Source organism: Rhizobium sp. S163, from assembly GCF_030380805.1.
GTDB lineage: Bacteria > Pseudomonadota > Alphaproteobacteria > Rhizobiales > Rhizobiaceae > Rhizobium.
Window position 1 is genome coordinate 846,437 of sequence record NZ_JAUDSA010000018.1, and the last position, 25,394, is coordinate 871,830.

Annotated in this window: 25 protein-coding genes; 12 read left to right on the forward strand and 13 right to left on the reverse strand. The window is 62.0% G+C overall.

The annotated features are described in order from the left end of the window. Positions 1 to 22: 22 nt before the first annotated feature. Both QTL96_RS19725 and QTL96_RS19730 read right to left on the reverse strand, forming a co-directional pair. Complete coding sequence (locus QTL96_RS19725; RefSeq protein ID WP_289728844.1) at positions 23 to 631, reverse strand: energy-coupling factor transporter transmembrane protein EcfT; 609 nt, start codon at positions 629 to 631, stop codon at positions 23 to 25. Then, on the reverse strand, positions 631 to 1,305 hold the full coding sequence (locus QTL96_RS19730) for an ABC transporter ATP-binding protein (RefSeq protein WP_289728845.1): 675 nt from the start codon (positions 1,303 to 1,305) through the stop codon (positions 631 to 633). Before QTL96_RS19730 ends, QTL96_RS19725 begins: the two co-directional genes overlap by 1 nt. 254 nt (positions 1,306 to 1,559) lie before the next feature. Between QTL96_RS19730 and QTL96_RS19735 the strand changes: the two genes are divergently transcribed. Both QTL96_RS19735 and QTL96_RS19740 read left to right on the forward strand, forming a co-directional pair. Further along, a complete protein-coding gene (locus QTL96_RS19735) occupies positions 1,560 to 2,750 on the forward strand; it encodes a winged helix-turn-helix domain-containing protein (protein ID WP_289728846.1) in 1,191 nt (396 codons plus the stop codon). Positions 2,751 to 2,867: 117 nt separating this feature from the next. After that, positions 2,868 to 3,221, forward strand: a complete 354-nt coding sequence (locus QTL96_RS19740; RefSeq protein ID WP_081620002.1) for a KTSC domain-containing protein — start codon at positions 2,868 to 2,870, stop codon at positions 3,219 to 3,221. A 51-nt stretch (positions 3,222 to 3,272) separates the two neighbouring features. On the opposite strand, the gene ribB is transcribed toward QTL96_RS19740, so the two are convergent. The 3 genes from ribB to QTL96_RS19755 all read right to left on the reverse strand — a co-directional run bounded on the left by ribB (position 3,273) and on the right by QTL96_RS19755 (position 8,783). Next, entirely contained in the window at positions 3,273 to 4,373 is a 1,101-nt protein-coding gene (ribB, locus tag QTL96_RS19745; RefSeq protein WP_209232859.1) for a 3,4-dihydroxy-2-butanone-4-phosphate synthase, read from the reverse strand. A 10-nt stretch (positions 4,374 to 4,383) separates the two neighbouring features. Further along, positions 4,384 to 5,481, reverse strand: a complete 1,098-nt coding sequence (gene aroC / locus QTL96_RS19750) for a chorismate synthase (protein WP_289728847.1) — start codon at positions 5,479 to 5,481, stop codon at positions 4,384 to 4,386. 170 nt (positions 5,482 to 5,651) lie between these two features. Then, the gene (locus QTL96_RS19755; protein ID WP_289728848.1) at positions 5,652 to 8,783 is read right to left on the reverse strand and encodes an EAL domain-containing protein; all 3,132 of its coding nucleotides are present in this window, start codon (positions 8,781 to 8,783) and stop codon (positions 5,652 to 5,654) included. Positions 8,784 to 9,068: 285 nt separating this feature from the next. Between QTL96_RS19755 and QTL96_RS19760 the strand changes: the two genes are divergently transcribed. Continuing rightward, positions 9,069 to 9,329: a DUF1344 domain-containing protein gene (locus QTL96_RS19760; RefSeq protein WP_018902046.1), complete on the forward strand. Its 261-nt coding sequence runs from the start codon at positions 9,069 to 9,071 to the stop codon at positions 9,327 to 9,329. A 21-nt stretch (positions 9,330 to 9,350) separates the two neighbouring features. Here the strand turns inward: QTL96_RS19760 and QTL96_RS19765 are convergent, their stop codons facing one another. From QTL96_RS19765 to QTL96_RS19780, 4 genes are all read right to left on the reverse strand, one after another. After that, positions 9,351 to 9,941: a histidine phosphatase family protein gene (locus tag QTL96_RS19765; RefSeq protein ID WP_018902045.1), complete on the reverse strand. Its 591-nt coding sequence runs from the start codon at positions 9,939 to 9,941 to the stop codon at positions 9,351 to 9,353. 79 nt (positions 9,942 to 10,020) lie between these two features. Beyond that, positions 10,021 to 10,839 (reverse strand): enoyl-ACP reductase FabI, encoded by an 819-nt coding sequence (gene fabI, locus QTL96_RS19770; RefSeq protein WP_026283646.1) that lies wholly within the window; start codon positions 10,837 to 10,839, stop codon positions 10,021 to 10,023. Between the two features lie 122 nt (positions 10,840 to 10,961). Further along, positions 10,962 to 12,188, reverse strand: a complete 1,227-nt coding sequence (locus tag QTL96_RS19775) for a DnaJ C-terminal domain-containing protein (protein WP_289728849.1) — start codon at positions 12,186 to 12,188, stop codon at positions 10,962 to 10,964. A gap of 257 nt (positions 12,189 to 12,445) precedes the next feature. Next, the gene (locus tag QTL96_RS19780) at positions 12,446 to 12,904 is read right to left on the reverse strand and encodes an RT0821/Lpp0805 family surface protein (RefSeq protein ID WP_026283645.1); all 459 of its coding nucleotides are present in this window, start codon (positions 12,902 to 12,904) and stop codon (positions 12,446 to 12,448) included. 66 nt (positions 12,905 to 12,970) lie between these two features. Here QTL96_RS19780 and pdxH point away from each other — a divergent pair, with 66 nt between their 5' ends. Beyond that, entirely contained in the window at positions 12,971 to 13,591 is a 621-nt protein-coding gene (gene pdxH, locus QTL96_RS19785) for a pyridoxamine 5'-phosphate oxidase (RefSeq protein WP_113238491.1), read from the forward strand. A gap of 218 nt (positions 13,592 to 13,809) precedes the next feature. Here pdxH and QTL96_RS19790 read toward each other — a convergent pair whose 3' ends face one another. Then, positions 13,810 to 14,859, reverse strand: coding sequence for a polysaccharide deacetylase family protein (locus tag QTL96_RS19790; protein WP_289728850.1), 1,050 nt, complete (start codon positions 14,857 to 14,859; stop codon positions 13,810 to 13,812). A 246-nt stretch (positions 14,860 to 15,105) separates the two neighbouring features. Between QTL96_RS19790 and QTL96_RS19795 the strand changes: the two genes are divergently transcribed. Next, entirely contained in the window at positions 15,106 to 16,431 is a 1,326-nt protein-coding gene (locus QTL96_RS19795; RefSeq protein WP_113008749.1) for a D-alanyl-D-alanine carboxypeptidase, read from the forward strand. A gap of 70 nt (positions 16,432 to 16,501) precedes the next feature. Continuing rightward, positions 16,502 to 16,813: a MazG nucleotide pyrophosphohydrolase domain-containing protein gene (locus QTL96_RS19800; protein WP_018902038.1), complete on the forward strand. Its 312-nt coding sequence runs from the start codon at positions 16,502 to 16,504 to the stop codon at positions 16,811 to 16,813. A gap of 3 nt (positions 16,814 to 16,816) precedes the next feature. On the opposite strand, the gene QTL96_RS19805 is transcribed toward QTL96_RS19800, so the two are convergent. The 3 genes from QTL96_RS19805 to QTL96_RS19815 form a co-directional block, all read right to left on the reverse strand. After that, positions 16,817 to 17,314, reverse strand: a complete 498-nt coding sequence (locus QTL96_RS19805; RefSeq protein ID WP_289728851.1) for a GNAT family N-acetyltransferase — start codon at positions 17,312 to 17,314, stop codon at positions 16,817 to 16,819. A gap of 14 nt (positions 17,315 to 17,328) precedes the next feature. Next, on the reverse strand, positions 17,329 to 18,744 hold the full coding sequence (tldD, locus tag QTL96_RS19810) for a metalloprotease TldD (protein WP_289728852.1): 1,416 nt from the start codon (positions 18,742 to 18,744) through the stop codon (positions 17,329 to 17,331). Positions 18,745 to 18,854: 110 nt separating this feature from the next. Beyond that, a complete protein-coding gene (locus QTL96_RS19815) occupies positions 18,855 to 19,460 on the reverse strand; it encodes an invasion associated locus B family protein (protein ID WP_018902035.1) in 606 nt (201 codons plus the stop codon). 337 nt (positions 19,461 to 19,797) lie between these two features. Between QTL96_RS19815 and coxB the strand changes: the two genes are divergently transcribed. The 6 genes from coxB (at position 19,798) to QTL96_RS19845 (ending at position 25,113) form a co-directional block, all read left to right on the forward strand. Then, positions 19,798 to 20,691, forward strand: a complete 894-nt coding sequence (gene coxB, locus QTL96_RS19820; RefSeq protein WP_113008710.1) for a cytochrome c oxidase subunit II — start codon at positions 19,798 to 19,800, stop codon at positions 20,689 to 20,691. A gap of 17 nt (positions 20,692 to 20,708) precedes the next feature. Further along, on the forward strand, positions 20,709 to 22,409 hold the full coding sequence (gene ctaD / locus QTL96_RS19825) for a cytochrome c oxidase subunit I (RefSeq protein ID WP_018902032.1): 1,701 nt from the start codon (positions 20,709 to 20,711) through the stop codon (positions 22,407 to 22,409). 71 nt (positions 22,410 to 22,480) lie between these two features. Next, complete coding sequence (locus QTL96_RS19830) at positions 22,481 to 23,437, forward strand: heme o synthase (protein ID WP_289728853.1); 957 nt, start codon at positions 22,481 to 22,483, stop codon at positions 23,435 to 23,437. Then, positions 23,434 to 23,562, forward strand: coding sequence for a hypothetical protein (locus QTL96_RS19835; protein WP_280636991.1), 129 nt, complete (start codon positions 23,434 to 23,436; stop codon positions 23,560 to 23,562). The genes QTL96_RS19830 and QTL96_RS19835 overlap by 4 nt, the downstream gene beginning before the upstream one ends. Positions 23,563 to 23,571: 9 nt before the next feature. Further along, complete coding sequence (locus QTL96_RS19840; protein ID WP_113238500.1) at positions 23,572 to 24,177, forward strand: cytochrome c oxidase assembly protein; 606 nt, start codon at positions 23,572 to 23,574, stop codon at positions 24,175 to 24,177. Between the two features lie 57 nt (positions 24,178 to 24,234). Further along, the gene (locus tag QTL96_RS19845) at positions 24,235 to 25,113 is read left to right on the forward strand and encodes a cytochrome c oxidase subunit 3 (protein WP_112945801.1); all 879 of its coding nucleotides are present in this window, start codon (positions 24,235 to 24,237) and stop codon (positions 25,111 to 25,113) included. Positions 25,114 to 25,394 lie beyond the last annotated feature (281 nt).

Sequence of the window (25,394 nt, forward strand, 5' to 3'; positions counted from 1 at the left end):
TGGCTCCGTGGTTCAATAGGTGCTAATTCACATGCCGCCGAATACCGCGCGCGTCAATCGCAGCCGCGATGTTATCAGCATCCTTCAGCGTCAGGATGATCAGCGGCACCAGCACGGTCGCCGGCCGCACCTTCAGCCCGCGCGCATGGTGCGCCTCGGCAATCGCGTGGTAGCGGCCGATAATTTCGGGCACGAAGCGCACCACCAGCCCGACGGCAAGCCCGACATCGTCGGCCCGCACCAGCCCCAGTCGCTCCAGCGGCCGGGCGGCAAGCGTGATCTCGTCCATGAAGGCGGCGATCGTGGTTGTCGCGGTCACACTCGCGGCAAACAGCATCAGCGCCGTCAGCCGAAGCAGCGCCACCACCGCGCCGTGCCATGGATTGAAGGCGAGGCTGAAGACGGCGACGATCAGAATGGTGAGAAGGATCGGCTTCAAGCGCGCAAGGGCTGCACGAACCGGCATGCCGATGCCGAAATAGACCGCGCCCGTAGCGACGACGGCCACGACCAGCAGCGCGATGTTGGCGGTGGCGAATAGCGCGACGCCGAGCACGGCGAGCACGATGAGCTTCACCCGCGCCGAGATCAGGTGCAGCCGGCTATTGCCCTCGACGTAAAGCGATTGCATCAGGCCGCGAGCTCCCGGTAACGGGCGATCGCCTCGGCGGCCGGCGCATCGGCCGCCAGTTGGCCCTGGTGAAACACCAGCACCCGCGGATAATCGGCGATCAGTTCCAGATCGTGGGTGATGACGATGGCGCTTTCGTGCAGGCTCTCGATCAGCCCCTGCACGAGGCCGCGGTTGCGCAGGTCGAGCTGGTTGGTCGGCTCGTCGAGAATGAGAATGTCGGGGCCGGTAGCGAGCACCGAGCAGAGCGCCGCCATCTGCAGTTCGCCGCCGGAAAGCTCGTGCGCACGCCGCTCGGCCAAATGCCCGGCGTTGAAGCGGTCGAGCACCTCGGCCACCCTGGCCTCGATCGCGGCCTTTGCAAGCCCGCGGCTCTTCAGCCCAAAGGCGATATCGTCGCGTACGACAGGCAGGATGATCTGGTTCTGCGGCGATTGGAAAATGAAGCCGACATCGCCGAGCGCTGCCTTCTCGTCCGATGTGTCGCGACCGTTGACGATGACCCGCCCCGTGGACGGCTTGGTCAGGCCGTTGATCAGCCTTGCGAAGGTCGTCTTGCCGGAGCCGTTCAGCCCGATGATGGCGATGCGCTTCTCGGTGAGTTCAAGCGTCAGCGGCTGCAGCGCAGTCCGCGATCCATAGCTGACACCGGCGCTTTCGAAACGGATATTCACTGCGTCCCCCTGAGGTGAAGCGCCGTTCTATAAACGAATGCGGCCGGAGGGAAGATCAAAACGTGGGCGGCCGGAAGGCCATTGCATCCTCGCCCGAACCCGCCATATTCGGGTGGCCAGAGCATGTCGCGCAAAAGTGTGAAGCGGTTTTGCGATAACGACATGCGGTAGAACAAAGGCCTAAAGCGCAACGAGCGAATCTGAAAGATCGCGAGGCGTGCTTTAGGAACATTTTCCGGATTATCATCGCTGCCATGACGAAGCTGATCTCCAATGCCGACGCCCGCCGCATCTTTCTGGCCAAGCAGGGCCTCAGTGCCCCGCCCAACCGCGTGCTCACCAAACCCGGCCTGCTGCAGCTGATCCACGATCTCGGCTTCGTGCAGATCGACAGCATCCAGTGGGTGGAGCGCGCCCATCACCAGATCCTCTTCTCGCGCAACCAGACCTACAAGCGCGAGCACCTGACGGCGCTGCTCGAAAAGGACGGCGCGCTGTTCGAGCACTGGACGCACGACGCCTCCATCCTGCCGAGCAGCTACTTCCGCTACTGGAAGCACAAGTTCCGGCGGGAGGAGGAGGTTCTGGTGGATCGCTGGCGCAAATGGCGCGGCGAGGGCTTCGAGGATGCCTTCGACGAGACCTATGAGCGGGTGAGCCGCGACGGCGCCATCATGGCGCGCGAGATCAAGGCCGATGGTCACGTCTCCGGCGGCTGGTGGAACTGGCATCCCAACAAGACGGCGCTCGAATATTTCTGGCGCACCGGCAAGTTCGCCATTTCAGGCCGCTCGAATTTCCAGAAGGTCTATGACCTGGTCGAGCGCGTCATCCCGGCCGAGTTCCATGAGCCGGAGGTCAGCCGCGAGGAATTCGTGGAGTGGGCCTGCCGCAGCGCGCTGACGAGGCTGGGCTTTGCCACCCATGGCGAGATCGCGGCCTTCTGGGCGCTGGTCTCGCCGGATGAGGCGAAGGGCTGGGTTACTGCCCATCGCGATGAACTGACCGAGATCCTGATCGAGCCGGCATTGGGCGGCAAACCGCGCCCGTCATGGGCGTTTACGGATTTCCTCGATACGCTCGATGACTATCCCGCGGCACCACCGCGCATCCGGGTGCTCAGCCCCTTCGATCCGATGATCCGCGACCGCAACCGCACAGAACGCCTCTTCGGCTTCTTCTATCGCATCGAGATCTTCGTGCCCGAGCCGAAGCGGGAGTACGGCTATTACGTCTTTCCGCTCTTGGAAGGCGATCGCCTGATCGGCCGCATCGACATGAAGGCGGACCGGAAAAAGGGCTCGCTCGACGTCAAGCGCCTGTGGCTGGAGCCGGGCGTAAAACCCTCCGCCGGCCGCCTTGAAAAGCTCGCAGCAGAGCTTGATCGTGTCGCCCGTTTCGCTGGCGTCGAGCGGGTCGAGATGCTGGAAGGTTGGCGCGGCTAAGCGATTGTCATTGTTGAGATAGTTCGTATTTTAGATGATTACCGCCTGTTAATCTTGACGGGGGTTTACCATGCTTCTTCGCGAACTTCTTAAGGACCGCGCTCGTACGATTACAGCATGAAAACACGAGCGATCAGATACGCCGCATGGACGGCATGGAACAGCCTCGCCCGCAGGGTCAGAGCACTGATGCGTAACCGTCGCGACGCCCGCGCCGCGGCGACAGGTTCGATCGTTTCGTTGAGCGAACAGCGTGCGCGGATGAAGCCCGTCACGGTCAAGTCCGCCCTGATAGATGCGGTCTATTTCAGCCAGGAAGACGGCAGATTGCGTGTCTGCCTGAACAATGGCGAGGAGCGCATGTTCGAAGGCGTGGCCGAAGCCCATGTCATCGCCATGGTGACGTCTGAATCGCCGGGCAAATATTACATGCAGAACGTCCGGACGCGCTTCAAGCGCATCGCCGCCTGACGAAGGGCGAAACCGGCGGGCGTTACCCGCCGGTTGATCATCTCACCGGCCTTAGCCGATCTCTGTCTCAGCGATCTTGATGCCGAAGCCTTCGAGGCCGACATAGTGGCGCTCGCTGCGGGTCAAGAGCTTGATCGAGGTGACGCCGAGATCCTTCAGGATCTGCGCGCCGAGACCGATTTCCAGCCACTCGCTTTCACGGTTCTGCGCTTCCGCATGGGCTTCGCGGCCCTGGCCCAGAGCCTTGCGGCCATTGTCCTGGTGACCGACGCCAACAGAACCTTCGCGCAGATAGACGATGACGCCGCGACCCTTCTCGGCGATCTTCTTCATGTAGTGATCGACCGAGCGCTTGCCGAACAGGTCGTCCACGACGCTTTCGGTGTGCAGGCGCACTGGAATGTCGATACCATCGCGGATATCGCCGAAGACGACGGCGAGGTGCTGCATCGGATCCCAGGGCAGCGAGTAGCTGTGCGCCTTGGCCTTGCCGAACGGCGTTTCGACATCGAAGCTCGCCTGCAGCTGGATCAACGTTTCTTTGCGCTGGCGATAGGCGATGAGGTCGGCGACGGAAACGAGCTTCAGGCCGTTTTCTTCGGCAAAGCTCGAGACCTGCGGACCACGCATCACGCTGCCGGTGTCGTTGACCAGTTCGCAGATCACGCCGATCGGCGGCAGGCCGGCGAGCTTGCAGAGGTCGACGGCGGCTTCCGTATGGCCGGAGCGCATCAGAACGCCACCCTCGCGGGCGACCAGCGGGAAGATGTGGCCGGGGCGCACGAAGTCGGAAGCGCCGACATTCGGGTTGGCGAGATTGCGCACCGTCAGCGTGCGGTCGTCGGCGGAGATGCCCGTCGTCGTGCCGTGCTTGAAGTCGACGGTGACGGTGAAGGCCGTCGTATGCGCGCTATCGTTTTCCGCGACCATGGCGTTGAGGCCGAGGCGCTTGGCCTCTTCCTTCGGCATCGGTGTGCAGACGATGCCCGAGGTGTGGCGCACGATGAAGGCCATCTTTTCCGGCGTACAGTGAACAGCGGCAACGATAAGATCGCCTTCGTTCTCGCGGCCGTCGTCATCGACGACGACAACGATTTCGCCGGCCTCGAAGGCCCGGATAGCGTCTACGACGCGCTTCTGATCGTAAGGCATGGGAACGTTCCTATTTCAGCCGGCCGGTCTGGCCGCGGTCTCGAAGGTAGTGATCAGCAATCGCGCAGGCGATCATCGCCTCGCCGATCGGCACGGCGCGGATGCCGACGCAGGGGTCATGGCGGCCCTTGGTGCGGATATCGACATTCTTGCCGTCGGCATCGATCGACTGGCGCTCGGTCAGGATCGACGAGGTCGGCTTGATCGCGAAGCGGGCGATGACAGGCTGCCCGGTCGAAATGCCGCCGAGGATGCCGCCGGCATGATTGGACAGGAAGATCGGCTGGCCGTCATTGCCCATGCGCATTTCGTCGGCGTTTTCTTCACCGGTGATTTCCGCCGCCTCGAAGCCGTTGCCGATCTCCACGCCCTTGACGGCGTTGATCGACATCAGAAGCGAGGCGATATCCTGGTCGAGCTTGCCATAGATCGGCGCGCCCAAACCGGCCGGAACACCATCGGCGACGACCTCGACCACCGCCCCGATCGACGAGCCCTTCTTGCGGATACCGTCGAGATATTCTTCCCAAACGGGAACGATCTCGGGATCCGGCGCGAAGAACGGGTTCTGGTCGACCTGTTCCCAGTCCCAGTTGTCGCGGTTGATCTTGTGCTTGCCGATCTGCACCAGCGCGCCGCGCACGCGAACGCCGGGAACGACCAGCCGCGCGATACCGCCGGCCGCAACGCGCGCCGCCGTCTCGCGCGCCGAAGAGCGCCCGCCGCCGCGATAGTCGCGAATGCCGTATTTCAGATCATAGGTGTAATCGGCATGGCCCGGCCGGTACTGGCGGGCGATCTCGCCGTAATCCTTCGAGCGCTGGTCGGTATTCTCGATCAGCATCGAGATCGGCGTGCCGGTCGAGATCATCGTCTCGCCGTCGGCATCGAACATCACGCCCGAGAGCACCTTGACGAGGTCATCCTCGCGGCGCTGCGTCACGAAGCGCGACTGACCGGGCTTGCGCTTGTCGAGCCACACCTGCAGGTCTGCAAGCTTGAAACGCAGGCCGGGAGGGCAGCCGTCGACGACGCAGCCAAGCGCCGGTCCGTGGCTTTCGCCCCAGGTGGTTACGCGGAAGAGGTGACCGAATGTATTGTGTGACATATGCTCCGACCGGATCGCGCCGCCGGGCGTCCCCGGGCCGCGCCATTCTCTAAAAAGGCGCGACACTCATAGGCCAAAAGCCGAGAGGGCAAAAGGCTTTCTTTGCGCCAAACCGTCTCCATTGGGAAACGGTGTTTCCTCAAATCCGAGAACAACCGCGCAAAGCCATACTACGAAGCGATGCGCCAGGCCGTATGGGTGGCCGCTTCGGTGAAATCGTCGAAGGAGAGGGGGCGCGAGAAGGCGTAGCCCTGCAGCAGATCGCAGCCGAGTTCGAGAAGCAGGCTGGCATGCGCGACAGTCTCGACGCCCTCGGCCACGGTCTCGACGCCGAGCGAGCGGGCGATGTCGATGATCGAGCGCACCAGCGCACGCTCCTGCGCCGAGGTGATGATCGGCTGCACCAGCTGCCGGTCGATCTTCAGCCGCTTCGGCTTCAGCTTGAGAAGGCTGACGATCGAGGTGTGGCCCGTGCCGAAATCGTCGATCTCGATGTCGATGCCGAGCGCCTTGATCTTGTCGAGGTTCTCGGCGGCGACGTCCTCGCTCTCGTCAAGGAAGATCGATTCCACCAGCTCGAACGAAATCTCGCCCGGCCTGATCTGCAGCATGCGCAGCGAATCGGCCAGCGCATCGTCATGTAGGCGCCGGGCAGACACGTTGACCGAGACCTTGGGAACGGAAACGCCAAGCGCCGCCCACCGCATCTTGTCCTTCAGCGCCGTTTCGAGAACGATGCGGTCGAGCGTCTGCACGACATTGATCTCCTCGGCGATCTTCAGGAACTTGTCGGGCGTCAGCAGACCCCGGGACGGATGCTGCCAGCGCACCAGCGCCTCGACGCCGGTCAGCTGCATGGTTCGGGCGCTGAATTGCGGCTGGTACCAGGTGGTGAACTCGCCGTTTTCGATGCCCGAGAGGATCTCGTCGGCCAGCCGCTTGTTGTTGATGATGTCGGCCTGCAGATTGTGATTGAAGAACTGGAAGCGGTTGCGGCCCTGGCTTTTCGCTCGGTAGAGCGCGATGTCGGCGTTGATCAGCACCTTGCGGGCATCGACGCGCATGCCGCTCGCCAGCGCAATCCCGATCGATACGCCGCAGCGGCAGGCAAAACCCTGGAAGTCGATGGGCTGGCGCATCTCCTCGACGATCCGGCCCGAAAGCGCCGACATCTCGGCGTCATTGGCATTGAGCGCCAGGATGACGAATTCGTCGCCGCCGATGCGCGCCACGATGTCGCTCGGGCGAATGCTGCGCGAGAGCACGCGAGAGGCATGGACGAGCATGGCATCGCCCGCCGCGTGGCCTAGCGTGTCGTTGATCTCCTTGAAGCGGTCGAGGTCGATGTGCAGGATCGCGAACTTCTGCCTGGCGTGTTGGCCGGCGTCGGTCAGCTGCTCCAGCGCCTTGTCGAGCTTGCGGCGGTTGGCGAGCCCGGTCAGCGGATCGTGTAGCGAATTGTGCTCGATGCGGTTGTTGGCGAGTTCGAGCTCGATGTTCTTGCCGATCGCCTCGTCCTTTGCCGCCTTCAGCTCCGCCGTCATCAGCGCGTCTTCGGTGATGTCGAAGGCAACGCCGATGATCTTCAGCTGGCCGTTCGATGTCGCGTGCACCTTTCCGGTCGAGCGCACATAGCGCATCGTCCCGTCCTCAGTCGGCACGCGACAGACGACGGTATGGGTATCGCCGACCTTCTTGAAGTACCGCGCGCTTTCGATCGCCAATGGACGGTCTTCCTTGAGCACGCAGGAGAGCCACGTCTCCTCGTCCATGAAGCCGGCGCGCGGCTCCAGCCCGTAGAGCTCGTGCATCCGGTCATCCCAGAAGGAGCCGGCCTTGCCGAGCGTGGCCTCCCAGATGCCGCACTGATAGGAATCGAGCGCCAGATCGAGCTTGCCGGAGAGCTCGGCGAGTTCGGCCTCTCGATGCGAGAGTTCGTCGAGCGCAAGCTCCAGCTCGGCGTTCTTGATGTCGCTGCTGTCTTTCGCCCGGCGCAGCGTCTCGGCCGCAACCGCATCGGCGGTCACGTCCCAGACGATGCCGATCGTGCGGATGGTGCCGGCCGCGTCGTTGTAAACCGAGCCCACCGATCGCAGATAACGCGTGCCGCCGTCCGAAAGCTCGATCCGGTACTGCGTCGTGTAGGAGTATCCGGATCGGCCATCCTTCAAGAGGTGGATCTTCGCCACCCGGCGGTCGTCGGGAACGATCGTTTCCAGCCAGTCGTCGAGCGAGTAGCTGCCCTCAATCGCTTGCTTGCCGTGCAATGCGGCGGCGCGCCCATCCCAGAACAGGCTCTGGCCGCCGTTTCTCAGTTCCCAGATGCCGATATTGGATGTCTCTAGCGCCAGGTTTAGACGCTGTGACAGCTCCAGCAGCGTCTCTTCGCGCTTTTCCAGCTGCCTGATGTTCTTGTTGCGCTCACCGAGCAGAAGGGTCGCGAAGAAAACGGGAATGATGGTGAGGCAGGCGGCGGCGAGAATGATGAACCGTAGCGTCTGCTGATTCTCTGGAGGGGCGGTCCAGCCGGTCTTCGGTGCCGCCGCGATCTCCCAGCGCCCGCCGGCGAATGTGATCTTCCGCGTCAGCGGCCGCTGTCCAAGCACTTCCGGCGAACCGAAGAACGGGGAGACGGCGGCGCCCGTCGTTCCAAGATCGCGCAGCGCGATGGAGAGGTGGTCGAGATGCGGGTACTTTTCGCGGTTCTCGCTGTCGCGCGCCGGCTTCAGGCCGGTGTTCTCATAGAACATGTCGGCGTCGATGACTGCCTCGACCGCGCCCCAGACCCGGCGCTGGCCGTTCTCTTTGACGAAGACGGGGAAAAAGATCGCGAATGTGTCCTTGCCGTCGAGTGTGCGGATCGGTCCATAGAAGCGCGCCTGCTGGTTGCCGGTGGTGCGCGCCACCGATTGGCGATCCATCAGGAACTCGCGCACGTCGTGACCAAGCCGATCCTTGCCCTCCGTCGGCGGAAACACAGACTGCACGATGAAATCGGGCGCAACGGCGATATGCACGAAATGCGGGTTCTGGATGAGCAGCCAGTTGATCTGCCGCTCCATCTCCTCGGCATTCACCTTCGAGCTGATCGCGACCATGTTGGAGAGGTCGCGCACGATGGTGATGTCCATGTTGATCTGGGCAGTCACGCGCGCGCGAATAAGGCTGGTCTCGTTTTCCGTGCGGATCGTCAATTCGCGAAGATTAGTCGCCGTATTGGCGCGATCCAGGCTGAAACCGACAATGATGACGACGACGGCGACCAGGCAGGAAACCAGAAACGAGATATGGGTATTCCGCAAAGAACTCCGCGTTGCCTCGTTATGTTTCCTGCGGAATAGCAAAACCCCAGTCTCCCCGTTTCCCTATGACTGTAAGTAGCGGGTGTTAATTTACGATTTCTTACAGGTAGTATTGGGAACACGTTTTAAGTGTACGACTGTATTAACGAACCCTCTTGATTGTTGTTAAAATGCGCTTCATCAATTGGGCGGGAATGGTCACGGTTCAGGGCAAATTTCGCCATATTCGGGAGGCTATCTATGCACAATTGGATGTTTGAGTCGTGTTTTCGAAGGAATGCCGTCATGCGCTTCGTAGTTGCTACACTTTTGGCCACAGCGAGTTTTCTGTCGCCGATCAGCGGCTTTGCCGAGAGCGCGGACGTGGAAGCGACGATCAAGAACATCGACATGAGCAATCTCAGCCTCACGCTCGATGACGGAAAGACTTATCAGGCGTCGGAAGAATTCAATTTCGAAGGCTTGAAGGCAGGCGTGAAGGTCATCGTCTTCTATACGGAAGTCGACGGAAAGCGCGTCATCAACGATCTCGATATCGTACAGTAATTCGGCTGGCGCGAAGCAGGCTCAGATCCAGGCGATCTGCTTCGTGTCGGTCTCGATCTTGAGAATCCGGTCCTGTGGAATTTCGCCCTCGGCCGCTTCATCCTTCGGCACGTTGGCAATCGTCCTGAACAGGCTGCGAATGACGCCGCCATGCGTGACACAGACCGTCGGCCGGTCCACCTCGTTCAGCCAGGACGCCACCCGCCACGACATGATCTCGTAGCTCTCGGCATCGGCACCCGGCGGAATGAAATCCCACTTGTTGAGATTGCGCTCGACGATGCGGTCCTTGGCAGTCGCCTTCAGTTCCTTGACCGTAAAGCCTTCCCAGTCACCGAACGACACTTCCACCAGGCGCTCGTCGGTGCGGTAGTCCTTGGGAGGAAGGTTCATTGCTTCGCGGGCGATTTCCATCGTCGCCCGCGTACGGCCAAGCGGGCTCGCGATGAAATCGAATTCGATGCCTTCGACTTTCAGGATTTCCGCGAGATTGATGCCGTTCTGGCGCGCCTGCTCACGACCGATGGCATTGAGCGGGATGTCCTTTTGCCCCTGCAGGCGACGTTCCGCGTTCCAGTCTGTTTGGCCGTGACGAATGACGTAGATAAGCAATGATCGGCTCCATATTGCAAACGGCCCCTTATCGCTTCCGCGAGGAGGGGCCGCGAGCATGACTCATAAGAGAGTACGATCAGTCTTTTATGACGGAAATATCCGGCGCGTCCACAGCCTTCATGCCGATAACATGATAACCGCTGTCGGCGTGATGCACTTCGCCGGTGACCGAGCGCGACAGGTCCGACAGCATGTAGAGGCCGACATCGCCGACTTCTTCGATGGTGACGGTGCGGCGCAGCGGCGCGTTGTATTCGTTCCACTTGAGAATGTAGCGGAAGTCGCCAATGCCGGACGCTGCAAGCGTCTTGATCGGGCCGGCCGAGATCGCGTTGACGCGGATGTTCTTCGGTCCGAGATCGACCGCGAGATACTTCACGCTGGCTTCAAGAGCTGCCTTGGCAACGCCCATGACGTTGTAGTTCGGCATGACCTTTTCGGCGCCGTAATAGGTCAGCGTCAGCATCGAGCCGCCATCCGTCATCAGCTTCTCGGCGCGACGGGCGACCGAGGTAAAGGAATAGACGGAGATCTGCATCGTCTTGGCGAAATTGTCCGCCGAGGTGTCGACGTAACGGCCGGTGAGCTCGTCCTTGTCCGAAAAGCCAATCGCATGCACGATGAAGTCGATCTTGCCCCAGGTCTTCTCGATGTTGTCGAAAACCTCGTCGATCGATGCTTCATCGCTGACATCACAGTGTCCAGCAAGAATGCCGCCGAGTTCAGCTGCCAGCGGCTCGACCCGCTTTTTCAGCGCATCGCCCTGATAAGTAAAGGCAACCTCGCCGCCCTGTGCATGAATAGCTTTGGCAATGCCCCACGCAATCGAACGATTGTTGGCAACGCCCATGATGACGCCGCGCTTGCCTGACATGAGGCCTTGTGCCTGAGCCATGTTTCGCCCCTTAGGTAAATTGATCGATCCTGCCTATGGCATAGCCGGCCAGCCGGTTCAAGATTGCTAGCAATCATCAACTGTTAGGGAACGTAACAAAGGGTGCTAATGTCACCCAAAATTCACAAAAACAGGCCGTTCTTCATAATTCTCATCAAATCCGTGACCTTATCGTCGGGCTTTTCCCACAGGATAATGCGCAGTTCGACCACCAGATCGCCCTTTCCGCCATCCGATTTGGGCAATCCCTGGCCTTCGAAGCGGATTGATTTGTCCGATCCCGACCATGCCGGCACGGTGACCGTGAGCGGTCCGTTTGGTCCGTCGATGCGTGCGTCGGTGCCGAGCACGGCGTTTTCGATGGTGACGGGAAGCACGGTGTGCAGGTCGAAGCCGTCGACGGTGAAGTCGGCGTGTGGGGCGATGTGAATGTTGACCACCGCGTCGCCGCGCTGCATGCCCGTCAGCTTGTGACCCTGGCCCTTGAGGCGCACCGTATGGCCCTCGGTGGTACCCGGCGTCAGCGCGAAGCCGGCGTCGCGGCCATCGCTGAGATCGACGTTCACCCAGGCGCCCTTCAAGATATCCTCGATGGTGACAGTTGCGATGGCCAGCTGATCCGGCGCCTTCTCGGGCGCGGGGGCTGCGCCGCCGGTAAAGCGGCGAACGAATGAGGTGAGGAGGCTCAGCGGCTGCAGGACGGCAGCGCTCGCCGCCGCGGTCTCGTCCGCGCCGTGCTCGTCGTCCGCCATCTTGCCGAAGTCGCCGGCCTTGGCGCTCTCGGTAGCCTTATCTGTTTGCTTGTCGGCCTCGGCGCTTTCGGGCTCCGGCCGCTTGGCCCGGCCGGAAGCAAAACCGCGCGCCCGTCCGCCACCGCTCGCCGCGCGGGCCTGGTTGCCGAATATCCGCTCGATCATCTCTTCCGCGGGTTCTGCGGCGCCGGCCTGCTGCTGTTGTTGCGGCTGTGGCTGCTTGGCGGCCTCGGCGGCCGCCTTCTGCGCCGCTGCCCGCGCCAGCTCTTCCATCACCCGCTCGGCGTTTTCCTGCGCCTGCTTGGCGCGGATCGCGGCTTCGCGCGCCGCCTGGCGCTGCGCCATGATGGTGTTTTCGTTCTGTTTCTCGTTCTGCTTGGCTTCGGCCGCCCGCGCCGCGCTGTCGAAGAGGCTGCGCTTCTTCGGGTCCTTCAGCGTGTCGTAGGCGCGGCCGATCTCGGCGAAGCGCGCACCGGCCAGCGGGTCGCCCTGATTATGGTCAGGGTGCACCACCTTGGCCATGTTGCGCCAAGCTGCCTTGATCTCGTCCTGCCCCGCATCGCGCCTGACGCCCAATATCTTATAAGGATCGCGCATGTTCCAAACCGCCCGGTGTCCAAATGCGAGGTGCCCTGTCCGGCACGCCGCAGCCCCGATTAAACTCATTTGGTGCGCCGAAGTTCGCTTCGCGTGCAGAAAATCTGCGCACATATGCGAACCACAGTCCCGCAAACTTGCTAATCAGTCCTTATTTGGCGTCAGGACACGCCACGGTTTCATGCGGAATGGTTATCTTTTGCTAAATCTGGAAACGAAGCCGGGCGCCGCCGTTAACGACTGCGAGAAAGGGCCGCTCAGCTCTCTGGCTGGAAGCTCAGAAGCTGCCAGTTGCCGCCGCCGACGAGGCAGGTCTTGCCGTAGAATTTCGAGATGCCGACATAGGAGTGGCGCGTCGTCTTGAACTGACGGCAAACCTGGCCGGTGTCGTTGTTTTCGACGATCGTGTCGATCACGCCGGCGCTGCCGGTTGAAGCGTTCGCCCAGGGAAGGGGGCGTCCCTGCAGGCCATTGATGTCGGCCGAAGTCACGGCATTGCCCACGGTCATTTCGTCGGAGATGCTGTCGCTCGTCGGCGCCGGCTGCGGCACGGTGCCTGTGGCCACCGAACGGTCGACCTTGTTGCTGCTGAACATATCAAGCCCGCCGGCCATGCAGCCGGAGAGGGAAAGCACTGCCATTCCGACAACGCAGATGGCCGCGCATTGGCGCATGAGGCCCTTTGTATGACGAACTGACTTTGCTATGACTTCCACCCTGTGTCCTGTCCAGTGGTTTTGGGCTGGGCAATTATCGAATAAACCCGGGGCATTTGAGCTAATATGTCGGAAAATGAGTTAACAACCAGTGACTTCACCGAGCAAAACGAGCCGTTCCAGCTCTTTGCGGATTGGCTGAAGGAAGCCGAAGCTTCCGAGATCAATGACCCGAATGCGGTGGCGCTTGCGACGGTCGACGAAGACGGCCTTCCCAATGTCCGCATGGTTCTCCTTAAGGGATTCGATCAAGACGGATTTGTGTTCTACACGAATTTCGAAAGTCAGAAAGGCCGCGAAGTCCTCGGCCAGAAAAAAGCGGCCATGTGCTTCCACTGGAAGACGCTGCGCCGCCAGGTTCGGCTGCGCGGCCCGGTTGAAGTGGTGAGCGACGAAGAGGCCGACGCCTATTACAAGACCCGCGCCCGCGGCAGCCGCATCGGCGCCTGGGCCTCCAAGCAGTCGCGCCCGCTCGAAAGCCGCTTCGCGCTGGAGAAAGCCGTCGCCGAATACACCGCGCGCTATGCCATCGGCGAGATCCCCCGCCCGCCGCACTGGTCCGGCTTCCGCATTAAGCCGACCTCGATCGAGTTCTGGAAAGACCAGAAGTTCCGGCTCCACGACCGCATCGAGTTCCGCCGTGGCACGCCCGAGGGCGGCTGGGACAAGGTGCGGATGTATCCGTAAGCATCGCCTCGGTGACGCCCGCTATTGCTTGCGCAAGGGCGCCACGAACCCGCCGCCGCTCACATCAAAAACGAGCGCCGCGCAACCACGGCGCTCTTCGCTTGAATTTTCATCCTAGGTTGAAAAGATCGTGCCTCCGGGCGCCGGAGTGACCTGCAAACGGCGCGCCGCCTCAAAAGAAAGTGATCGGTGGATAATCTGGCGGGGAGGGCTGATCCTCAGCCGCGGTTGCCCATCAGCTTCAGCGGAATCCCCGAAGCAAGGCCGGAGACATAGCGCGGCTTCTGATAGAGCCCGTTGATCGACAGGCGCGGCAGATAGGTGGCGCGCTCGAGCGATTGCCGGCCGATCACGCCGGGCTGCGTGGTCACCGCCAAAGAAAAGCCGAGATCCCTAGCGATCGCCGCCTGCTGCTGCGTCACCGCCTCGCGTGTTCCATAAGGATAGGCAAATGCATCAGGCCGGTGGCCGCTGATCACCTCGACATAGTCCTGGGAGTGCGTCATCTCATCGCGAACCTCGGCGTCGGAAAGCCGCGCGACGGCACGGTGGCTGACGGTGTGGGCGCCGAGCGAGGCGAGCGGGCTAGCGTCTAGGAGGTTGAGCTCCGGCGCGCCCATCACCAGATCGTCGACGATCTCAACGGGCTCGATCCCATGCGACCGCGCCAGCGCATCCACGGCTTCTACGGCCACCGTCTCCTCGTTCGCATGAATATAACGTGCGAAGCGGGCAAAGGCGCGGTGCTTATCAGCGGGTGTCGCGGTGTCGATCGTTTCGACGCCAGCGCCGAAATCGAAGCTCAGCCTGTCCTCGCGCCGCAAGAGCGCCGTCAGCGTCTCCCACCAGATCGTATGCGTCCGCTCGACCAGCCCCTTGGCCACGAAGATCGTGAACGGCGCCTCATGCCGCTCGAACACCGGCATGGCGTAGACGAGATTGTTGCGATAGCCGTCGTCGAGCGTAAAGGCCGCGAAGGGCTGCGATGGTTTGGGCTCGGTGAGCGCATCGGGAACATCAGTAAGCGACACGAATCGGTAGCCGTCGCTCTTCAGCCGCGTCAGCACCGCGTCGAGAAAGTCCGGCGTGATCTCCAGATGTGCGTTCGGCGAAAAGGCGGACGGCTCGTGGGGGCGAACGTGATGCAGCGTGAAGATCGCGCCCATGCCGCGTGCGCCGCGCATCAGCCCGACCGAGCGCAGGAGGTTGGCCACCTCCAGCCCGCCGGTTATCGCGATCCGCTTTGCCAGCGTTCTGGCGTTCATCATCTCCGCTCCGTTTGCGGGGTCGTGAGGAGGGCGACCCTAGCAAGCGCGAGGTTAAGCCTTGCTGAATGCCGACTTTGCCTGAATTCTAATATTGCAGGGCGTGTTTTACGGTTTTTTCACCATAAAGGGTAAAATTTGACAAAAATGGTCCACGTTGCCGCAAAGTCGCGCCATATTGCGTCCATCTGTCTAAGAACGGGACAAAATTCGGGCGACGAGGGTCGGCTGTTCATCGAGGGGAAGTGCATGAGAAAGCTGTTGGCCGCGATTATAACCGCGACGTTGGTCGTTGCGGCGCCGTTGTCGGCTATGGCAGGCAGCGCCTCCCTCATCCTTGATGCGAGAACCGGCAAGGTTCTGTCGTCGGAAAACGCCGATGTCCTCAATCATCCCGCGTCTCTCACGAAGATGATGACGATCTACATGGCGTTTGAGGCCATCAATCGCGGCAAGATGAACTGGGATACCCCGATCGTCATGTCGAAATACGCGGCCTCCCGCCCGCCGACCAAGCTCGGCGCCAAGGCAGGAACGTCGATCACCGTGCGCGACGCGATCCTCGGCATGATCACCAAGTCGGCCAACGACGCCGCTGCCGCCATGGGCGAAAAGCTCGGTGGCTCGGAAAGCAACTTCGCCAGGCTGATGACGCAGAAGGCGCGCCAGCTCGGCATGAGCCGCACCACCTTCGTTAACGCGTCGGGCCTGCCGGATGGTCGCCAGATCACCACCGCCCGCGATATGTCGACGCTCGCCGTCGCCCTGATGAAGAATTATCCGCGCGAGTACCGCCTGTTTTCGACCGCGAGCTTCAATTTCCGCGGCCGCCAGATTCGCGGTCACAACAACCTGATGTACCGCTACCAGGGCATGGACGGCATCAAGACCGGCTATACCAACGCCTCCGGTTTCAACCTTGTCAGCGCCGTCAAGGATGGCAACCGCCGCGTCGTCGGCGTGGTCCTCGGTGGCCGCACCGCCCGAAGCCGCGACGACAAGATGGCGGCCCTGCTCGACAAGGCCATGGGCCGCGCGTCCTCCTCGGGTGGCGCCCGCCTGGTCGCCAGCGTCAATTCGCGCGAGCCGGTCGAAGTTGCCTCTGCGGCCGATGCCAGCGACCTGCCGGTTCCCGCATCCGCACCGCGCGTCGAGGATGTCGCCCCGGTCGCAGCACCCGAAATCGCCCGCAGCGAACTTGCTCCCAAGGCGCTCGGCTATCTGAGCGACACGGTTCCGCAGGAGCGTCCGTCGGCGCTCGACGCCGTAACGCCGTCGGCGAAAATCGGCTCCGCAAAGCCACTCGCATCCGTTGCCTCGACCGGCGACTGGTCGATCCAGATCTCCGCTGCCCCGAGCGATGAAGCCGCCCGCGCGCTTCTCGCCCAGGCCAAGTCCGAAGGCGGCGCCGCGCTGAAGTCGGCCAACCCCTATACGGAAGCCGTCGGCAAGGGCGCCAACAAGGTCTACCGCGCCCGCTTCGTCGGCTTTGAAAGCCGCGACGCAGCGACATCGGCCTGCGACGCGCTGAAGAAGCGGTCCTACGATTGCATGCTGCTCGGCGACCGCGGCTGATCCGCCAGCCATTCCGACTGGACATTGCCGCTGAATCAGGGTTCTCCTACGTAAACGAAAGGAGAACATGATGCTGGATGATCTTGCCCTGAAGTTCGAGCGGGCCTCGAGCGCCTATGCCGGAGAAAACGGCATCACCCGCGATGCCGACTGGTTCTTGTTGAAGCTCCAGGAAGAGATGGGCGAGCTGACCCAGGCTTGGAACCGCGTCAGCGGGCGAGGACGCCCCAAGGGCCGCTCCGGCGAGGACATGGCCCGCGACCTCGAAGACGAGGCCGCCGACGTGCTCGGCCACATCCTGCTCTTCGCGCACCAAAACGATCTCGACCTCGCGGCCGCGATCAAGCGCAAGTGGCTGTTTTCGCTGGATGAAGCTCTCTGAGCGTCAGGCGGCGCGGACGCTCAGCCTGTAGAACTTGCTGTCGACGACCATGATGGGGAAGCTTGGCGGCAGCGTGCTCTTCGCGACTTCCACAAAACCGTTCTTCTCGTAGAAGCGATGCGCAGCGAGAAACTTGTCCGTCGTGCCGAGATAGATGTCGGCAAGCCCCTGCGCTTCTGCGTGACGCACCAGCGCGGCAAGAAGCGCCGTGGCAACCCCACGTTCGCGGCCGCGAAAATCCGCCGCCACGAACATCTTGCGCAGTGCTGCCTGGTCGTTGCCGATATCCTTGAGGCCGATCGTGCCGACCACGGTGTCACCCGATGTCGCCACCCAGAACTGACCCTTGCCCGACTGGTAGAATTCGGGAATGGCCGAAAGGTCCGGCTGATCGGCGGCGGTGATCGCGATCCCGAACTCCTCGCTCTGGATCGGCAGGATGGTCGAGATCACGCCGTCCTTGTCTGACGGCGCGAAGGGGCGAATGCTGATATCGGTCATCGGGCAGCGCCGTCTTACGCCTGCGTGCCGCCCACCGTCACCTGGTCCATCCTCAGATGCGGCTGGCCGACGCCGACGGGAACCCATTGGCCGGCCTTGCCGCAATTGCCGATGCCGGTGTCGAGCTTCATGTCGTTGCCGACCATGGAGATCCGCTGCATCGCATCCGGACCATTACCGATCAGCATTGCGCCCTTGACGGCGGGACCGATCTTGCCGTTCTCGATCAGATAGGCCTCGGTGCAGCCGAACACGAACTTGCCGGAGGTGATGTCGACCTGGCCGCCGCCGAAGGAGACGGCATAGATACCCTTCTCCACCGACGAGATGATCTCTTCCGGCGTCTTGTCGCCACCCAGCATGTAGGTGTTGGTCATGCGCGGCATCGGCACATGCGCGTAGCCTTGCCGGCGGCCGTTGCCTGTCGGCTTCATGCCCATCAATCGGGCGTTCTGCCGGTCCTGCATGTAGCCGACCAGTTTGCCGTTTTCGATCAGCACGTTGTAGCCCGAAGGCGTGCCTTCGTCATCGATGGTGATCGACCCGCGGCGGCTGTCGATCGTGCCGTCGTCGACGACGGTCACGCCGGGGGCGGCGACCATCTGGCCGAGCAGGCCGGCGAAGGCCGACGTCTTCTTGCGGTTGAAATCGCCTTCCAGCCCGTGGCCGACGGCCTCGTGCAGCATCACGCCCGGCCAGCCGGAGGAGAGCACCACGTCCATGGTGCCGGCAGGCGCGTCGATCGCTTCGAGATTGACCAGCGCCTGGCGCAGCGCCTCGTCGGCGCCATACTGCCAGTTGCCCTCGGCGATGAAGTCGCCGAAGCCGATGCGTCCGCCGCTGCCGTAGGAGCCGCTTTCCTGCCGGTCGCCCTGGCCGACCATGACGGAGATGTTGATGCGCGTCATCGGCCGGATGTCGCGGACCCGGTGACCGTCCGCGCGCAGGATGTCGACCACCTGCCAGCTGGCGGCGACGGAAGCCGTCACCTGCCTGACCTTGTCGTCCTTGCCGCGCAGATAGGCGTCGATGTCCTGCAGAACCTTCACCTTCTCCTCGAAGGTGGGCGAGCCGATCGGGTTTTCGTCGCTATAGAGCTTCTTGTTGGTGCCCTGCGGGGCCGCTGCATAGCTGCCGGTATAGCCGCGCGTCACGGCGCTCACCGCGTCGGCAGCCCGCTTCAGCGCCGAAACCGATAGATCGCCCGCATGCGCGTAGCCGACCGCTTCGCCCGCCACCGCGCGCAGGCCAAAACCCTGCTCGGTGTTGAAGCTGCCGCCCTTGAGCCGGCCATTGTCGAACATCAGCGATTCGGCCTGCGCGTGCTCGATGTAGAGCTCCCCGTCGTCGGCGCCGGAAAGGGCCTCGGCGACAAGCGAACGCATCTTCGCTTCGTCGGCGTCGAAAAGCGTCAGGAGATCGGTATTCATGTCATTATGCTCCGCTGCGGCAGGAAATGCTTCCTGCCGATGTAGGTCCCGGGGACGGTTCGAGCAAGTGTCGAATTCGTAAGGATCGCAAAAGCGATCAGGTCCTGATATCAGGGAAGCGCGTCGTAGCCTTCGGCGAAGCCTTTCAGGTCGACAGGAATGCCGATACCCTCTTCAGGTGTCTGGAAGACGATGAAGGTGGCGCTGGCGCCGCTGCGGAAGGTCTTCAAGAGCTCGTCCTCGAGCACGACTTCGGCGTAGCAGCCGTCGGCGAAGCAGCGAACGAAGTAGGCGCGGCCGATATCCTTGCCGTCGACGTTAAGGCCGAGACCGTTGGGCAAAAGCACGCCGAGTGGTGCGAGAACGCGGAGAATCTTCGACTTGCGGTCGGCGGTCTTCAGCACGACCACCGAGAGGCCAACTTCCGGGCGATCCTCGGCGATGACGTTCTGCATCAGCGCGCATTGCTCGGCCGAAGCGCCGGCCGGCTTGTCGCAGACCACGGACCACGCGCCGTGATTGGAGCGCACGGTGCCGGGCGCCTGCGGTTGCGTCTGGCCTGGTGTCGCCTGCGCGGCAGGGGCGCCGGGGGCGGGCTGTGCTGGCGCGGCCGGAGCTGGTGTCGGCGCCGGCGTCTGCGCGAAAGCCGGAGCGATCGCCGCGGCGGTAACACAAGCCGACAGCACGAACGGCCGCACTAGGGAACGGAAACCCATGAAAACCTCTGCAGTTCGAATCAGTGCCGCTAAGTTGGGGCGGGCCGTCCAAAATGAAAAGCCCCACCCGCTGAAAAGCCGGGGACTACGGCGGAAATGGGACGTTTCTTGATTATTCTTGGGAAGGGTGGCTGGCTCAAGCCAACATTTTCCGTATCATAAGGAAAATCATGGCATGTTTCGATGCGCCCGGAGGAGGGATCATCGGGGCGAAAATGCCGCACGGCCAAATGCTTTGGATTGTTGCGGCAAGTGTTAAACTGTGGTTTGAAGCGCATGAGGATGGCAAGGATTCTGCGTGCAGTGCACGCGGGTCAGCGCTCGAGGGAGATGAAACGTGATTAAGAAGGCCTATGCAGGCATGACCGCGATGGTCTGTCTGCTTTCTGCTTCCGGCAGTTATGCCGACCAACCGATGCCGTGGCAGGCCACTTTGCAGCCCGCCGCGACACCGATCATGCGCGATATTCACTGGTTCGAACAGTATACCCTTTGGTTTATTGTTCCCGTGACACTCTTTGTGCTCGCTCTTCTTATCATCGTCTGTCTTCGCTTCCGGGCCAGTGCGAACCCGGTGCCCTCCAAGACAAGCCACAACACTGCCATCGAGATCGCCTGGACCGTGGGACCGGTTCTGGTGCTGCTCTTCCTGGCGGTTCCGTCGTTCAATCTTTTGACCGCGCAGCTGACGCTTCCGGAAAACCCTGATGTCACCATCAAGGCGACCGCGACGCAGTGGCAGTGGAATTATGAATACGAGGGCTCGGGCGACAATCCGCTCGCCTTCGACAGCTATCTCTTGAAGGATCAGGACCGCGCCGCCGCCGGCAAGGAAGACAAGGCCAAGTATCCGCGCCTTCTCGCCGTCGACAACGAACTCGTGCTGCCGGTCAACAAGACGGTGCGCGTTCTCGTGACGGCTGCCCCGACCGACGTCATTCACGCGTTCGCGATGCCGTCCTTCGGCGTCAAGATCGATGCCGTGCCTGGCCGCCTGAACGAAACCTGGTTCCGCGCCGAGCGCGAGGGCCTGTTCTACGGCCAGTGTTCCGAACTCTGCGGCAAGGACCATGCGTTCATGCCGATCGCAATTCGCGTCGTTTCCGAGGACAAGTACAAGCAGTGGATGGCGTCCGCCGCCTCCGATCTGCCCGGTGCTTACAAGAACCTCATGGCTGAAACCGATGGTCCCGCAAAGACCCTCGATGTCGCCGAAAACGTCGCTCAGTAAAGGAAAAGGAACGGGACATGGCTGGACCTTCCGCACACGATCATTCGCATGATCACGATCATGGCGCGCACGCCCATGACGATCACCACCACGACCACTCGCACAAGCCGAGCTTCGTCAATCGCTGGCTCTTTTCGACCAACCACAAGGACATCGGCACGCTGTACCTGATCTTCGCGATCATGGCCGGCATCGTCGGCGGCGCGCTCTCCGTTGCCATGCGCATGGAGCTGCAGGAGCCTGGCATCCAGATCTTCCATGGCCTCGCCGCCATGGTCTACGGTTACGAAGGCGATGCCGCCATCGACGGCGCCAAGCAGATGTTCAACATGTTCACCACCGCGCACGCGCTGATCATGATCTTCTTCATGGTCATGCCGGCGATGATCGGCGGTTTCGCCAACTGGATGGTGCCGATCATGATCGGCGCGCCTGACATGGCCTTCCCGCGCCTGAACAACATCTCCTTCTGGCTGATCGTTCCAGCCTTCATTCTGCTCATCATGTCGATGTTCGTCGAAGGCCCTGCTGGTGCTTATGGTGCCGGCGGCGGCTGGACCATGTATCCGCCGCTTTCGAGCACGGGTACGCCGGGTCCCGCGGTCGATCTGGCGATCTTCGCGCTCCACATCGCTGGTGCATCGTCGATCCTCGGTGCGATCAACTTCATCACCACGATCCTGAACATGCGCGCTCCCGGCATGACGCTGCACAAGATGCCGCTCTTTGCCTGGTCGGTCCTGATCACCGCATTCCTGCTTCTGCTGTCGCTCCCGGTTCTCGCCGGCGCCATCACCATGATGCTGACCGACCGCAACTTCGGCACTTCCTTCTTCGTGCCCGAGGGCGGCGGCGACCCGATCCTTTACCAGCACCTGTTCTGGTTCTTCGGTCACCCTGAAGTCTACATCCTGATCCTGCCCGGCTTCGGCATCGTCAGCCACATCATCTCGACCTTCTCCAAGAAGCCGATCTTCGGCTATCTCGGCATGGCATACGCCATGGTCGCGATCGGCGCCGTCGGCTTCGTCGTCTGGGCCCACCACATGTATACGGTCGGCCTGTCGCTCGACGCGCAGCGCTACTTCGTCTTCGCAACCATGGTCATCGCCGTTCCGACGGGCGTGAAGATCTTCTCCTGGATCGCGACGATGTGGGGTGGCTCGATCACCTTCTCGACGCCGATGGTCTGGGCGATCGGCTTCATCTTCCTGTTCACGGTCGGTGGCGTCACCGGCGTGCAGCTGGCAAACGCCGGTCTCGACCGCTCGCTGCACGACACCTATTACGTCGTGGCGCACTTCCACTACGTTCTGTCGCTCGGCGCCGTCTTCGCCATCTTCGCTGGCTGGTACTACTGGTTCCCGAAGATGACCGGCTACATGTACAATGAGCTCATCGGCAAGCTGCACTTCTGGGTCATGTTCATCGGTGTCAACCTGGTGTTCTTCCCGCAGCACTTCCTCGGTCTCGCCGGCATGCCGCGCCGCTATATCGACTATCCGGATGCCTTCGCCGGCTGGAACTACGTGTCCTCGATCGGCTCCTACATTTCGGCCTTCGGCGTTCTGATCTTCCTCTTCGGCGTGTTCGAAGCCTTCGCCAAGAAGCGCGTCGCCGGAGACAATCCGTGGGGTGAGGGTGCTACGACCCTCGAGTGGCAGCTTTCCTCGCCACCCCCTTATCACCAATGGGAACAGCTCCCGCGCATCAAGTAAATGGATGCGAGACATCGTGACCGCCGCCGGAGGAGCGCGGCGGTCACCGTTCAGTTTTCAGGACAATACCAATGACAGTCATCGACGATCGCAGCAGCCTAGGAGACGACAGCGAATTTCGCATGTCGGAAGCCAGCGCACGCGATTACTTCGAGCTTCTCAAGCCGCGCGTCATGTCGCTTGTGGTCTTTACCGCATTCGCCGGCCTGATCGTGGCGCCCGGCCACATCAACCCGATCATCGGCATCATCGCGGTGCTCTGCATCGCCGTTGGCGCTGGCGCATCCGGCGCGCTCAACATGTGGTATGACGCCGATATCGATGCGGTGATGACCCGCACCGCCAAGCGCCCGATCCCGGCCGGCCGTATCGCCCCCAACGAGGCGCTCGCCTTCGGCCTCGTGCTCTCCTGCTTTTCCGTGTCGATCCTCGGGCTCGCCGTCAATTGGCTCGCAGCCTCGATCCTCGCCTTCACCATCTTCTTCTACGCCGTCGTCTACACGATGTGGCTGAAGCGCTCGACGCCACAGAACATCGTTATCGGCGGTGCCGCCGGCGCTTTCCCGCCGATGATCGGCTGGGCCTGCGTGACCGATAGCGTCACCATCGAAAGCACTGTCCTCTTCCTCATCATCTTCCTCTGGACGCCGGCCCATTTCTGGGCGCTGGCGCTGTTCAAGATGCGTGATTATCGGTCCGTCGGCGTGCCGATGCTGCCCAATGTCTCGGGCGAGCGCACCACCAAGAACCAGATCGTCGTCTACGCCGTCTTGACCGCTTTCAGCGCCGTGGCGCCGACCTTCCTCGGCTTTGCCAGCACCGGCTATGGCGTCGTCGCCGGCCTGCTCAGCGCCGTATTCGTCTACTGGTCCGTCATCTGCTGGCGCATGCCCGATGGCGACGAGAAGATGGTGCCGGCCAAGAAGCTCTTCGCCTATTCGATCTTCTACCTCTTCGCCATCTTCTCGGCGCTGATGTTCGACCGCCTGGCGTCCTTCCTGGTCGCCCACTGGGGAGCCGGCCTTTGATAGAGACCGTCAAGCTCACCGACGCCCAGCGCAAGTCCCGCCGCAACCGCAATGTTGCGCTCGGCCTCGTGCTGGCCGCTCTGGTCGTCATTTTCTACGCCATAACCATCGTGAAATTCACTTGAGGGCATGAGATGAGCGAAGCGCAAAGCACGCCGAGAAAGCCGCGCAACAATGGCGCCGTCGTTTTCATGTGCCTTGCCTTCGTCTTCGGCATGGGCGCGGCAAGCTATGCCGCCGTGCCGCTCTACCGCATGTTCTGTCAGCTGACCGGCTATAACGGCACGACGCAGCGCGTCGAGCAGGCCTCGTCGGTCATCCTCGACCGCAAGATGCGGGTCACCTTCGATGCCAACGTCGCACCCGGGCTGGATTGGGAGTTCAAGCCGGTGGAGCGCGAGGTCAATCCGCGCATCGGCGAAACGATCCAGGTGAATTTCACCGCCGTCAACAAGTCCGACAAGCCGCAGCGCGGCCAGGCCGTGTTCAACGTCACGCCGGGCGAGGCGGGTGTCTATTTCAACAAGGTGCAGTGCTTCTGCTTCAACGAGACCGAGCTCAAGCCGGGCGAGAAGCTGGAGATGCCTGTCGTCTTCTACATCGACGCCGATATCGTCAAGGCCGTGGAATCCAAGGATATCCACACGGTCACCTTGTCTTACACGTTCTATCCGAAGGAAGGACCGAAGCCGGTGGCTTCGCGCGAGGATGGAACGCAAACGCTTGAAAAGAAACTTTGATACTGGGTTCGTTTCCGGCTAAGCCGGAGCGGAGAGGATAGGTCCGGGGGAGTCCAAATGGCCGAAGCGCATCAGAAACATCACGATTATCACATCATAGATCCGAGCCCGTGGCCGCTTCTGGCCTCGATCGGCGCCTTCATCATGGCCTTTGGCGGCGTCGGCTTCATGCGCTACATCAATGGCGGCTCGCTGCACATCTTCGGCATCGAATGGGCGCATCCCTGGCTGTTCTTCATCGGCCTTGCCGTCGTGCTCTACGTGATGTTCGGCTGGTGGGCCGACACCGTCAAGGAAGCCCATGACGGCGCCCACACCCGCGTCGTCTCGCTGCACCTGCGCTACGGCATGATCATGTTCATCGCCTCGGAGGTGATGTTCTTCGTGGCCTGGTTCTGGGCCTATTTCGACGCCAGCCTCTATCCGCACGAAGCCATCCAGGCCTCGCGTCTGGCCTTCACCGGTGGTCAGTGGCCGCCGAAGGGCATCGAGGTGCTCGACCCCTGGCACCTGCCGATCTACAACACCGTCATCCTGCTGCTCTCGGGCACCACGGTCACCTGGGCGCACCATGCGCTGCTGCACAACGACCGCAAGGGCCTCATTCAGGGCCTGACGCTGACGGTTCTGCTCGGCGTCCTGTTCTCCAGCGTCCAGGCCTACGAATACGCCCACGCGCCGTTCGCCTTCAAGAACTCGATCTACGGCGCGACCTTCTTCATGGCGACCGGCTTCCACGGCTTCCACGTGCTCGTCGGCACGATCTTCCTGATCGTCTGCCTGATCCGCGCGCTCCGTGGCGATTTCACCCCCAAGCAACACTTCGGCTTCGAAGCGGCGGCTTGGTACTGGCACTTCGTCGACGTGGTCTGGCTCTTCCTGTTCTTCTCGATCTACGTCTGGGGCGGCTGGGGCGCACCGCTCGCGGCCGGGTGAGGGCTGCGGAAAGACGGGTCGCAGAGACCGCCTGAAATGCAAATGCGGAGCCATCGAGAGGTGGCTCCGCATTTTTTTGTTTCAGACGTTTCGGCTCTCAGCTTCGTCTCACCTGTAGCCCCCTCACCCTACCCTCTCCCCGAGGGGAGAGGAGAAGAGACTACAGAGGGCGCCGCTTTTCCCTTCTCCCCAGCGGGGAGAAGGTGCCCGAAGGGCGGATGAGGGGGCTCCGGATGGTGAGGCTAACCGCATTTGCGGATCATCTTCGTACGATGTCGGCT

What these genes read in the sequence shown, in the direction of transcription:
- QTL96_RS19735 (WP_289728846.1), top strand. Translation starts at nt 1,560, where the DNA reads ATGACGAAGCTGATCTCCAATGCCGACGCCCGCCGCATCTTTCTGGCC.
- QTL96_RS19805 (WP_289728851.1), bottom strand. Translation starts at nt 17,314, where the DNA reads ATGACCGATATCAGCATTCGCCCCTTCGCGCCGTCAGACAAGGACGGC.
- tldD (WP_289728852.1), bottom strand. Translation starts at nt 18,744, where the DNA reads ATGAATACCGATCTCCTGACGCTTTTCGACGCCGACGAAGCGAAGATG.
- QTL96_RS19840 (WP_113238500.1), top strand. Translation starts at nt 23,572, where the DNA reads ATGAGCGAAGCGCAAAGCACGCCGAGAAAGCCGCGCAACAATGGCGCC.
- QTL96_RS19795 (WP_113008749.1), top strand. Translation starts at nt 15,106, where the DNA reads ATGAGAAAGCTGTTGGCCGCGATTATAACCGCGACGTTGGTCGTTGCG.
- QTL96_RS19740 (WP_081620002.1), top strand. Translation starts at nt 2,868, where the DNA reads ATGAAAACACGAGCGATCAGATACGCCGCATGGACGGCATGGAACAGC.
- ctaD (WP_018902032.1), top strand. Translation starts at nt 20,709, where the DNA reads ATGGCTGGACCTTCCGCACACGATCATTCGCATGATCACGATCATGGC.
- QTL96_RS19845 (WP_112945801.1), top strand. Translation starts at nt 24,235, where the DNA reads ATGGCCGAAGCGCATCAGAAACATCACGATTATCACATCATAGATCCG.
- pdxH (WP_113238491.1), top strand. Translation starts at nt 12,971, where the DNA reads ATGTCGGAAAATGAGTTAACAACCAGTGACTTCACCGAGCAAAACGAG.
- QTL96_RS19830 (WP_289728853.1), top strand. Translation starts at nt 22,481, where the DNA reads ATGACAGTCATCGACGATCGCAGCAGCCTAGGAGACGACAGCGAATTT.
- ribB (WP_209232859.1), bottom strand. Translation starts at nt 4,373, where the DNA reads ATGCCTTACGATCAGAAGCGCGTCGTAGACGCTATCCGGGCCTTCGAG.
- QTL96_RS19760 (WP_018902046.1), top strand. Translation starts at nt 9,069, where the DNA reads ATGCGCTTCGTAGTTGCTACACTTTTGGCCACAGCGAGTTTTCTGTCG.
- QTL96_RS19800 (WP_018902038.1), top strand. Translation starts at nt 16,502, where the DNA reads ATGCTGGATGATCTTGCCCTGAAGTTCGAGCGGGCCTCGAGCGCCTAT.
- QTL96_RS19815 (WP_018902035.1), bottom strand. Translation starts at nt 19,460, where the DNA reads ATGGGTTTCCGTTCCCTAGTGCGGCCGTTCGTGCTGTCGGCTTGTGTT.
- QTL96_RS19790 (WP_289728850.1), bottom strand. Translation starts at nt 14,859, where the DNA reads ATGATGAACGCCAGAACGCTGGCAAAGCGGATCGCGATAACCGGCGGG.
- QTL96_RS19775 (WP_289728849.1), bottom strand. Translation starts at nt 12,188, where the DNA reads ATGCGCGATCCTTATAAGATATTGGGCGTCAGGCGCGATGCGGGGCAG.
- aroC (WP_289728847.1), bottom strand. Translation starts at nt 5,481, where the DNA reads ATGTCACACAATACATTCGGTCACCTCTTCCGCGTAACCACCTGGGGC.
- QTL96_RS19725 (WP_289728844.1), bottom strand. Translation starts at nt 631, where the DNA reads ATGCAATCGCTTTACGTCGAGGGCAATAGCCGGCTGCACCTGATCTCG.
- fabI (WP_026283646.1), bottom strand. Translation starts at nt 10,839, where the DNA reads ATGGCTCAGGCACAAGGCCTCATGTCAGGCAAGCGCGGCGTCATCATG.